The organism is Microcoleus sp. S13_C5 (genome assembly GCF_036700845.1).
In the GTDB taxonomy this organism is placed as follows: domain Bacteria; phylum Cyanobacteriota; class Cyanobacteriia; order Cyanobacteriales; family Microcoleaceae; genus Microcoleus.
This window is the reverse complement of sequence record NZ_JAUBPR010000039.1, coordinates 41,032-50,634: the sequence shown is the minus strand read 5'-3', so window position 1 is coordinate 50,634 and position 9,603 is coordinate 41,032. Positions and strand designations below refer to the sequence as shown.

11 protein-coding genes are annotated in these 9,603 nt (G+C 47.0%); 8 read left to right on the top strand and 3 right to left on the bottom strand.

Going from position 1 to position 9,603, the window contains the following annotated elements; translation table 11 throughout:
- Window positions 1-67 precede the first annotated feature (67 nt).
- Window positions 68-664: a transposase gene (locus QUA04_RS13100; protein WP_333257709.1), complete on the bottom strand. Its 597-nt coding sequence runs from the start codon at window positions 662-664 to the stop codon at window positions 68-70.
- Between the two features lie 112 nt (window positions 665-776).
- On the opposite strand from QUA04_RS13100, the gene QUA04_RS13095 reads away from it, so the two are divergent.
- Window positions 777-1,292, top strand: coding sequence for a transcriptional repressor (locus QUA04_RS13095; RefSeq protein WP_333257717.1), 516 nt, complete (start codon window positions 777-779; stop codon window positions 1,290-1,292).
- A 149-nt stretch (window positions 1,293-1,441) separates the two neighbouring features.
- Here QUA04_RS13095 and QUA04_RS13090 read toward each other — a convergent pair whose 3' ends face one another.
- Window positions 1,442-2,293 (bottom strand): Npun_R2479 family HD domain-containing metalloprotein, encoded by an 852-nt coding sequence (locus tag QUA04_RS13090; protein WP_333044556.1) that lies wholly within the window; start codon window positions 2,291-2,293, stop codon window positions 1,442-1,444.
- Window positions 2,294-2,511: 218 nt separating this feature from the next.
- Window positions 2,512-2,715 carry a hypothetical protein gene (locus QUA04_RS13085; protein WP_333257708.1) on the bottom strand — a complete coding sequence of 68 codons (204 nt, stop codon included), beginning with the start codon at window positions 2,713-2,715 and terminating at the stop codon, window positions 2,512-2,514.
- Window positions 2,716-2,927: 212 nt separating this feature from the next.
- On the opposite strand from QUA04_RS13085, the gene QUA04_RS13080 reads away from it, so the two are divergent.
- From QUA04_RS13080 to QUA04_RS13050, 7 genes are all read left to right on the top strand, one after another.
- Window positions 2,928-3,071, top strand: a complete 144-nt coding sequence (locus QUA04_RS13080; protein WP_333257706.1) for a hypothetical protein — start codon at window positions 2,928-2,930, stop codon at window positions 3,069-3,071.
- A 99-nt stretch (window positions 3,072-3,170) separates the two neighbouring features.
- Window positions 3,171-3,551, top strand: a complete 381-nt coding sequence (gene rpsL / locus QUA04_RS13075) for a 30S ribosomal protein S12 (RefSeq protein ID WP_006632197.1) — start codon at window positions 3,171-3,173, stop codon at window positions 3,549-3,551.
- 144 nt (window positions 3,552-3,695) lie between these two features.
- Window positions 3,696-4,166 (top strand): 30S ribosomal protein S7, encoded by a 471-nt coding sequence (rpsG, locus tag QUA04_RS13070; protein ID WP_006632196.1) that lies wholly within the window; start codon window positions 3,696-3,698, stop codon window positions 4,164-4,166.
- 345 nt (window positions 4,167-4,511) lie between these two features.
- Window positions 4,512-6,584, top strand: coding sequence for an elongation factor G (gene fusA, locus QUA04_RS13065; protein ID WP_333081253.1), 2,073 nt, complete (start codon window positions 4,512-4,514; stop codon window positions 6,582-6,584).
- 101 nt (window positions 6,585-6,685) lie between these two features.
- Window positions 6,686-7,915, top strand: a complete 1,230-nt coding sequence (tuf, locus tag QUA04_RS13060; RefSeq protein WP_333257703.1) for an elongation factor Tu — start codon at window positions 6,686-6,688, stop codon at window positions 7,913-7,915.
- A 168-nt stretch (window positions 7,916-8,083) separates the two neighbouring features.
- Window positions 8,084-8,401 (top strand): 30S ribosomal protein S10, encoded by a 318-nt coding sequence (rpsJ, locus tag QUA04_RS13055; protein WP_006632193.1) that lies wholly within the window; start codon window positions 8,084-8,086, stop codon window positions 8,399-8,401.
- Window positions 8,402-8,809: 408 nt separating this feature from the next.
- Window positions 8,810-9,451, top strand: coding sequence for an LON peptidase substrate-binding domain-containing protein (locus QUA04_RS13050; protein WP_006632192.1), 642 nt, complete (start codon window positions 8,810-8,812; stop codon window positions 9,449-9,451).
- Window positions 9,452-9,603: the final 152 nt, after the last annotated feature.

Here is a 9,603-nt window from a genome sequence, read left to right as displayed (position 1 = left end):
TACGTAAATACCACATTTTTTATATTTGTCTTTTTGTCAAGTACAATTTATACTAAATTAGATGAGCTTACCCTGATTCATCTAGCCGTTGCCAAACTAAATCTTCCGTTTCGATACAGTGATTCTTTTTCAGTCTTAAACAAAAAGATACACCCTTTTCCCTCAGCCAGTTTGCCAAATCGACAGAACAAAATTCACGGTCTCCTAAAACAATGACTTTATATTCAGAAAATAATGGTAAAATAGGCTGTAAATTGGTTGTTTGTGACTCAAAGTTACTGTTTCCCAATTTTGGCAACAGTGACCAGTATAATGGAATTGCTCTTCGCTCCCAAATCAGGCTAACCATAAAGAGATTAATGCGCCCCCATTGACTGCGGTCGATTGCGATTGATAAAGTTTGACCAACACGACAATAAGTAATCAACCAATAAGTAATTAATGGGAACCAAATTAGTGAAATAGTTAAGTGAGGCAAATCGAGAAACCTTTGTAGTTTTCTACGCCGACTTTCTGTTGTAATTGGATAGGGAAATACCCGGGATAGCCGTTCTAATCTCACTTGTTTTTCTGATTGTATCAAGGGTAGCAAGATTTCAATCAGTTTAAATTGAGCTGAACTTAGTTGTTTTTTTAAATGAATGAGGTAGAATGTTGGTATCATTATTTTTGAGATAGGCAAGCTTGTAACAATTATGCTGCCTATCTTTTTTGAGCAGCGGATTGGCTCAATCCTTACAAAGTATGGGTTTCAGGCTGCTTGTTACCCCCCCAGCATGAATTTATACAGTGCTAACTCACTCAAAGTCGAACTCAACCAAAGAGGCTGCCGCCTGACTCCCCAGCGAGAAACTATTTTGAGTGTCTTTCAAAATCTACCGCAAGGCAATCATTTAAGTGCGGAAGAATTATACAGCATTTTGCAGAATAAAGGGGAACGAATTGGCTTGTCTACGGTCTACCGAACGCTGCATTTATTAGCAAGGATAGGAATTTTGCGTGAACTAGAATTAGCAGAAGGACACAAACATTACGAACTGAATTTTCCCGAATTGCACCACCACCACCATCTGGTTTGCATTCAGTGTCACAAAACCTTTGAATTTAGCGATGAATCCATTTTAAAAATTGGCAAAAAGCAAGTTGAAAAAGCTGGGGTAGAACTGCTGGACTGTCAGTTAACGGTGCGAGCGGTTTGTTTGGAAGCACTACGGGAGGGATGGCCTTCTTTGGTACCCAGCAATTGGTTGTGTCCCAGGTATCATTCGCAAATGAAGGAGGAAATTAGTTGAGTTGAATGAAATAAACTTCGGTAATTGGTAATTGGTGGTAATTGGTAGTTTGTGCTTTTTTATTCGTTATGAGCAGTTAGTTATTAGCACCTAAAAATAACCAATGACAACTGACAACTGACTGCTGACTTCTGAATTTACTTTTGCAATCAAGCAACCTCAGAATCGCAACGTTGGTGTTCCATCCGAAATATGTTAGCGTACAAACTAGCAACAATCTGTTTGCCTTCCTGGGTTAACTGCAAGTAACCGAGAGATTCACTGATGTGAGGATAAATGCCGCTCCAGTAAAACTTTGAGTAGCTTTGCAGCAAGTCGCCCGGATGTCGGTAGCCCAAAAGTTTAGTAGCACCGCTTTCTTCCAACTCGTAAAACAGCGCGCCAATTTTCTGCAAATATTGCGGGTTGCTGAGCTGACCTATCAAGTCAGCACCGCGAACTAAACTAGAGTAATTAACTGCATCCTCGTCAGTGTTACCGTCCAGCACCGAGAAACGAGTCTGTTCTATGTTCTGCTTAATTATCTCCGCATTAATTAGCTTGTGGTTGCCGAAGCGCTCGTCAATGAACAATTTAGCTCTGTCAACTCGGTAAGGAGCTAGGCTAGCCGCCGTTGCACCGGGAGCAAGTGCAATTCTCATGCCATCTTTTCCCGTAGCATACAATCCTTCTGATTCTTGGTCTTGCCGGCAAACTCCTTTGACATATCCGATGTCTTGGCACAGCAAAGAAATGATGAAGTGCAGCCAATCTTCGCAGGAAACTCCGCCCTTGCGAATGTGTTTTCCCCGCAATATTTCTTGACCGACTAAGCTAATGCAAATGGCGTGTTCTACATTGTGATAAAGAGCGTCGCTGTTGGCGATGTTTTCTAACGCCATTGCGCCCACCCAGGCAATAATGTCAGCATAGTCTGATTTGTAGCCTCCGTAAGTGCGGCTGTACCCGTTCTGAAGTTGTTCGATGAAAGCCTCGATCAGCAGTTCTGTAGAATTAAACATACCGTGTCCTTTTACCTTAATATTTCCTTTTAACAGCGGTGCATCTATTGGGGAGTCCTCTAATATTATGGATGAGATTTTAGTTCACAACTCATGCACCCCCTGTGCGTTGTGCTCTGTGGGTGGCAAGTGGGTGGAAATCTGAAAACTCATTGAGGCTGCTACGCCGGGGGAGTCACGAAGCAATCTCGCGCCCTGACTCAAAACTCCCAAGCAACTCAGTCCGTCACTGACACCCATCCCCGCCGTACTGCATACAGCAGCCTGCTGAGAATTTTTCGATCGTCTGAACTTTTTAAACTGTGAGAATTAATTGCGTATTGAATTTGCTGGAACACCGTCCGATCGATCTTACCGGATTTCCAAATGTTCAAGTAAAGTTCGGAAATTTTATATTCAGGAATATAAGCTTTGGTTGTCATCTGCCGTCAACTCAATGTATATTTCTTATTGTCCGGCAATTTTAGATAACTTTATGTGATGTAGATCGGCTATAGACTGTGATGCGATCGCAGGCTGGAGTTAATGCGCCTCTCCTCACAATGGTAATTTGAGCGAAAAAGCGCGATATTGCGATCGTCATAAATTTTGCTGACGGCTGTGAAAATCATCATAGTTGCACCTAAATTATAGGATGTCACATACCATTCTCCCGTTGCGCTCGCCCCCTCCCAACTTGCAGCAAGGAAGGAAGTTCGATCGCGGGTCGCGCAAATTTCTTGCCAAAGAAACTCGCGTCGTGTACAATATAGAGTCTGGTATCCTCACTTACCCATAATTATTTTCATTCATCCCGTCCCCCCAGAGGGGAAGGGACTTTCAGTGCGGATACAGCCAAATCACTATATTCAGCAAAAAGCTAGAAATGCCGTAACTCATGCCCACTATTCAGCAACTCATCCGTTCAGCACGGGAACAAACGCAGAAAAAAACCAAATCGCCAGCTCTCAAGAGTTGCCCCCAGCGCCGCGGAGTTTGCACCAGAGTGTACACGACCACCCCGAAAAAACCCAACTCGGCGCTGCGGAAGGTGGCTCGGGTACGGCTGACCTCTGGTTTTGAAGTCACCGCCTACATCCCAGGGATCGGTCACAACTTGCAAGAACACTCGGTAGTAATGATCCGGGGCGGTCGGGTAAAAGATTTGCCCGGAGTTAGATACCACATCATTCGGGGTACATTAGACACCGCTGGGGTGAAAGACCGCAAGCAGGGTCGTTCCAAATACGGGGCCAAGCGTCCTAAAGAGAAAAAATAACACGGAACTCGCCCGATCGTCGGGGTTGGGAAGAAAAAAAAATCTGATCGCGCCGATCAATTGCACGCTCGATCGTCATAGATCGAGATGTGATCCCAAAACCCCAAACTCAATCATTCAAAATCAAAAATCCCAAATAGAACTATGTCTCGCCGCACAGTTATTCAAAAACGTCCAGTTCCACCAGATCCAACCTACAACAGCCGGTTGGTAAGCATGATGGTGAGACGGATCATGCAGCACGGCAAAAAATCCGTTGCCTCCAGCATCGTCTACGACGCCCTCAAAACCATCCAAGAACGCACAGGGGCTGAACCGTTAGACTTGTTTGAAAAAGCCGTCAAAAACGCGACACCCCTGGTAGAAGTCAAAGCCCGCCGGGTAGGTGGTGCCACCTACCAAGTGCCGATGGAAGTGCGTTCCGATCGCGGTACCACCCTCGCCCTCCGCTGGCTGATCAGATTTGCCCGCGCCCGCACCGGCCGCTCGATGGCAGCCAAGCTAGCCAACGAATTGATGGATGCAGCTAATGAAACAGGGAGTGCTATTCGCAAGCGCGAAGAAACTCACCGCATGGCTGAAGCTAACAAGGCTTTTGCTCACTACCGCTACTAACTGCAACATCGGGCAGGGAGAAGAGCGCGATCATGCGGTATAAAAGCATCGGGTGAGAAATTGGAAAGTGTAAGTTTTGAGTGTTGAGATTGCTTCTCTTGGCGCAGTTGCGATTCGTGAAGCAAACTCAAAACTCCCCAAATCAAAATTCACGCACTCAAAATTCACGCACTCTCTGAATCCTCCATGTCGCATCCTTAATATTTTTGTAAACAAATCTTGCAAAAAATATTAAAATGTAACAATAAGCTCCAGAGACTTTTGTAAGTCGCTGGGGAGTGCAAAATAGGGTTACTGTGTAGTATAATAGTATTATAACAGCAACACAAGATTAAGGAGGTAGCTGTGGCACGTACCGTCCCGCTAGAAAAAACTCGCAACATCGGCATCGCAGCCCACATCGACGCGGGCAAAACAACAACAACTGAAAGAATTCTGTTCTATTCAGGCATGGTTCACAAAATGGGTGAAGTGCACGAGGGAACAGCAGTCACTGACTGGATGGAGCAAGAGCGGGAGCGGGGAATTACGATTACTGCCGCTGCTATCACCACCAGTTGGAAAGATTACAAAATCAACATCATCGACACTCCCGGACACGTAGACTTCACGATCGAAGTCGAACGCTCGATGCGAGTGCTCGACGGAGTGATCGCAGTGTTCTGCTCGGTAGGGGGAGTGCAGCCGCAATCCGAAACAGTGTGGCGACAGGCTGATCGGTACAAAGTACCGAGGATCGTGTTCGTCAATAAAATGGATCGGATGGGCGCAAACTTCTACAAAGTCTACGGCCAAATTCGCGATCGAATGAGAGCGAACGCCGTACCCATCCAAATCCCGATCGGCAGTGAAGAAAACTTCCGGGGAATTGTAGACTTAGTGCAAATGAAAGCCTATATCTACAACAACGACACGGGAACCGACATCGAGGAAGTAGAAATCCCCGATGAAGTAAAGGATCTAGCCGTAGAATACCGCACCAAGCTGATCGAGTCGGTAGCAGAAACCAGCGACGCCCTGACGGAGAAATACCTCGAAGGCGAAGAGTTAACGGAAGACGAAATCCGCTTGGCCCTGCGTCACGGCACTGTCGAAGGTACGATCGTCCCCATGTTGTGCGGTTCGGCATTCAAAAACAAAGGCGTTCAGTTGTTGTTGGATGCAGTCATCGACTATCTGCCCTCGCCCTTGGAAGTTCCTCCAATTCAAGGACTCCTGCCCAACGGCGACACCGCAGAGCGGTTTGCCGACGACAACGCCCCGCTGTCAGCTCTGGCATTCAAAATCATGGCTGACCCCTACGGCCGCCTGACCTTTGTTCGCGTCTACTCCGGTATCCTCAAAAAAGGAACCTACGTCCTGAACTCCACCAAAGACAAAAAAGAGCGGGTTTCTCGCCTAATTGTACTAAAAGCGGACGATCGGATAGAAGTTGAGGAACTGCGTGCCGGAGACTTGGGAGCAGCCTTGGGTTTGAAAGACACCTTCACCGGCGACACCCTCTGCGAAGAAGGAGCGCCCGTGATTCTGGAATCTCTGTTTATTCCAGAGCCAGTCATATCGGTGGCTGTCGAACCCAAAACCAAACAAGACATGGAGAAGCTCTCCAAAGCCCTCCAGTCGCTCTCGGAAGAAGACCCCACCTTCCGAGTCAACGTTGACCCTGAAACCAACCAGACAGTCATCGCCGGTATGGGCGAACTGCACCTGGAAATCCTGGTTGACAGAATGCTGCGGGAATTCAAAGTAGAAGCGAACGTGGGTCAGCCACAAGTAGCCTACCGCGAAACCATTCGCAAATCCGTCCGCGCCGAAGGTAAATTTATCCGCCAAAGCGGCGGTAAAGGTCAGTACGGTCACGTCGTGATCGAACTAGAACCCACCGAAGTCGGAAGTGGCTTTGAATTTGTCTCCAAAATTGTTGGTGGCACTGTACCCAAAGAGTACATCGGCCCAGCAGAACAAGGGATGAAAGAAGCGTGCGAATCAGGTATTGTAGCAGGATATCCCGTGATTGACCTCAAAGCTACTATGGTAGACGGGTCTTTCCACGATGTAGACTCCTCAGAAATGGCATTTAAGATCGCCGGTTCAATGGCGATCAAAGAAGCCGTGATGAAGGCGTCGCCAGTGCTGCTAGAGCCTATGATGAAAGTAGAGGTTGAAGTTCCCGAAGATTACATCGGGAACGTCATCGGAGACCTCAACTCGCGTCGGGGTCAGATCGAAGGTCAAGAGACAGATCAGGGGATAGCCAAAGTTTCTGTAAAAGTTCCACTAGCAGAAATGTTTGGTTACGCCACCGACATCCGCTCGAAAACCCAAGGTCGAGGCATCTTCACAATGGAATTCAGCCATTACGAAGAAGTGCCGCGAAATGTGGCTGAAGCCATTATCGCTAAGAACAAAGGGAACTAATGATTTTGGATTTTAGATTTTGGATTTTGGATTGAATCCAAAATCTAAAATCTAAAATCTCAAGTCTAAAATCGCTAAAAAAAACAAGGAACAGATCGAGAATGGCACGCGCAAAATTTGAACGGAATAAACCCCACGTAAACATCGGTACGATCGGTCACGTTGACCACGGCAAAACAACTTTGACCGCCGCGATTACGATGACTCTCTCTGCACTAGGTCAAGCAAAGGCTAAGAACTACGCCGACATCGACGCTGCGCCAGAAGAAAAAGCACGGGGTATTACGATTAATACTGCTCACGTGGAATACGAAACCACAGGTCGGCACTATGCCCACGTAGATTGCCCCGGACACGCTGACTATGTGAAAAACATGATCACCGGTGCAGCTCAAATGGACGGCGGCATCCTAGTAGTGTCAGCGGCAGACGGCCCCATGCCTCAAACTCGCGAACACATCCTGCTAGCTAAGCAAGTTGGCGTTCCCAGCCTGGTTGTCTTCTTGAACAAAGAAGACATGGTGGATGATGCTGAACTGTTGGAATTGGTAGAACTGGAAGTTCGCGAACTTTTGAGCTCTTACGATTTTCCTGGCGATGACATCCCCATCGTCACAGGTTCGGGATTGAAAGCTCTCGAAGCAATGCTTGCTAATCCCAAGACTGTCAAGGGCGAAAATGAGTGGGTTGACAAAATTTACAAGCTGATGGAAGAAGTAGATGCTTACATCCCCACCCCAGAACGCGAAGTGGATAAGCCATTCTTGATGGCAGTTGAAGACGTATTCTCGATTACTGGTCGGGGTACTGTTGCCACTGGCCGGATCGAACGCGGAACCATCAAAGTCGGCGAAACAGTCGAATTGGTGGGTCTTAAGGACACTCGCAGCACTACGGTGACTGGTGTGGAAATGTTCACCAAGTCTCTAGAGGAAGGCATTGCAGGCGACAACGTGGGTCTACTGCTGCGGGGGATTTTAAAGGCGGATATTGAACGCGGAATGGTGATTGCCAAGCCGAAAAGTATCATGCCTCACACTCAGTTTGAATCTGAAGTTTACATCCTCAAGAAGGAAGAAGGCGGTCGGCACACGCCCTTTTTCTCTGGATATCGCCCTCAATTCTACGTCCGTACCACTGACGTGACCGGCACGATCGCACAGTTCACCGCTGATGACGGTACGGAAGCAGAAATGGTGATGCCCGGTGACCGGATCAAAATGACTGTTGAGTTGATTCACCCGATCGCGATCGAACAAGGAATGCGTTTCGCTATCCGCGAAGGCGGCCGCACCGTCGGCGCCGGCGTTGTTTCCAAAATCCTCAAGTAGGACTCCGATAACATCTTAAATAGCAGAAAAGCCACCAAATTAAATCAGGCTTTTCTGCTATTTAGTGATTAGTTATTACTCATGGTTATGCAGTTAGCAGTTAGCCCCAAAACAACTGCAAACAGACAACAAACAAAAAACTGAACCTAGAAAATTCAAGAAACAAAAATGGCAACAATTCAACAGCAAAAAATTCGCATTCGCCTCAAAGCTTTCGATCGCCGGATTCTAGACGCATCCTGCGAAAAGATTGTAGATACAGCAAATCGGACAGCAGCCACAGCGATAGGCCCGATTCCCCTACCGACAAAACGGCGGATTTACTGCTTGCTGCGATCGCCCCACGTAGACAAAGATTCTCGCGAACACTTTGAAACCCGCACGCACCGCCGGATTATCGACATTCACCAGCCATCGGCCAAAACAATTGACGCTTTGATGAAACTGGATTTGCCAGCCGGCGTAGATATCGAAGTCAAGCTGTAGATTAACTTATCGAAAACTCGGAAAGGAGGAACAAAGATTAAATAAATTGTTCCTTCTTTTTGTTGAAATTTTCTTAGTCAATAGTTAGTAGGTATTAGTTATTAGTTAATAATCAGCAATAATTTCTGCTTCAGCACGAACTTAAATAATTATTCTTAATTAAGGCGCGCTCACTACAAAAACACTCCTTTAGCAGTCGCTATTATCGCCTTCGGGAGCACTTAGTTTAGCAAGAAGGTATATTTAACATTTTGACGAAATAACGCCTTTGTCAAGCTGCCAGCACCGGAGATAGCGAGCCGTCGCTCCCGTTACGAGCGAAAAAGCCCGATCGCTCCTGCCCCGGAATTGCCTTGAATCAGTTAAAGTAAGAAAAATAAGCGCAAGTACCGTCACTTTTGAGCGACAATGGCATCCTCTTCCTCTGTAGCAGTTCGCGAACTCCCCTTATTTCCGTTGCCGGAAGTGGTTCTATTTCCAGGTAGGCCACTCCCACTGCAAATCTTCGAGTTTCGCTATCGAATCATGATGAATACGATTCTGGAGGGCGATCGGCGTTTCGGTGTACTCATGTGGGACCCCAACCAAAACAAAGTCTCTGCCGTTGGCTGTTGCGCCGAAGTGATTCACTGTCAGCGCCTGCCCGACGATCGCATGAAAATTATGACTCTCGGCCAGCAGCGGTTCCGAGTGCTCGACGCAGTTCGGGAAAAACCCTATTTAGTCGGTCTAGTAGAATGGATTGAAGACGAACCGCCGCAAAAAGACCTCAGACCTTTGGGAAAAGATGTCGAACAACTGCTGAGAGATGTAGTTCGCCTCTCCAGTAAATTGATGGATCAGCCGATCGACCTGCCGGAAGACATTCCCAGTTTGCCCACCGAATTGTCCTACTGGGTGGCCAGCTACCTTTACGGCGCAGCGACCGAACAGCAAACTCTTTTAGAATTGCAAGATACTGCTGCGAGATTGGAACGCGAAACCGAAATTTTGACTTCTACTCGCAATCACTTGGCAGCGAGGACTGTACTTAAAGATACCCTCAAGTAGCCAATAGGCCTAGGAAAAAGCACGATCGGTTTGACCTGCATTGAAGAAATAATTACCCACAAATCATTCGATTTTCGATTTTCGATTGGGAATGAGTTATTGAACTAAGGGTTTGGAGATGGCCTACAGTTCCATTCTTTTTTGGAACTGGT

Excerpts from the sequence above, each read along its gene's own strand:
- QUA04_RS13100 (WP_333257709.1), bottom strand. The coding sequence starts at position 664 with ATGATACCAACATTCTACCTCATTCATTTAAAAAAACAACTAAGTTCA.
- QUA04_RS13095 (WP_333257717.1), top strand. The coding sequence starts at position 777 with ATGAATTTATACAGTGCTAACTCACTCAAAGTCGAACTCAACCAAAGA.
- QUA04_RS13090 (WP_333044556.1), bottom strand. The coding sequence starts at position 2,293 with ATGTTTAATTCTACAGAACTGCTGATCGAGGCTTTCATCGAACAACTT.
- QUA04_RS13085 (WP_333257708.1), bottom strand. The coding sequence starts at position 2,715 with ATGACAACCAAAGCTTATATTCCTGAATATAAAATTTCCGAACTTTAC.
- QUA04_RS13080 (WP_333257706.1), top strand. The coding sequence starts at position 2,928 with ATGTCACATACCATTCTCCCGTTGCGCTCGCCCCCTCCCAACTTGCAG.
- rpsL (WP_006632197.1), top strand. The coding sequence starts at position 3,171 with ATGCCCACTATTCAGCAACTCATCCGTTCAGCACGGGAACAAACGCAG.
- rpsG (WP_006632196.1), top strand. The coding sequence starts at position 3,696 with ATGTCTCGCCGCACAGTTATTCAAAAACGTCCAGTTCCACCAGATCCA.
- tuf (WP_333257703.1), top strand. The coding sequence starts at position 6,686 with ATGGCACGCGCAAAATTTGAACGGAATAAACCCCACGTAAACATCGGT.
- rpsJ (WP_006632193.1), top strand. The coding sequence starts at position 8,084 with ATGGCAACAATTCAACAGCAAAAAATTCGCATTCGCCTCAAAGCTTTC.
- QUA04_RS13050 (WP_006632192.1), top strand. The coding sequence starts at position 8,810 with ATGGCATCCTCTTCCTCTGTAGCAGTTCGCGAACTCCCCTTATTTCCG.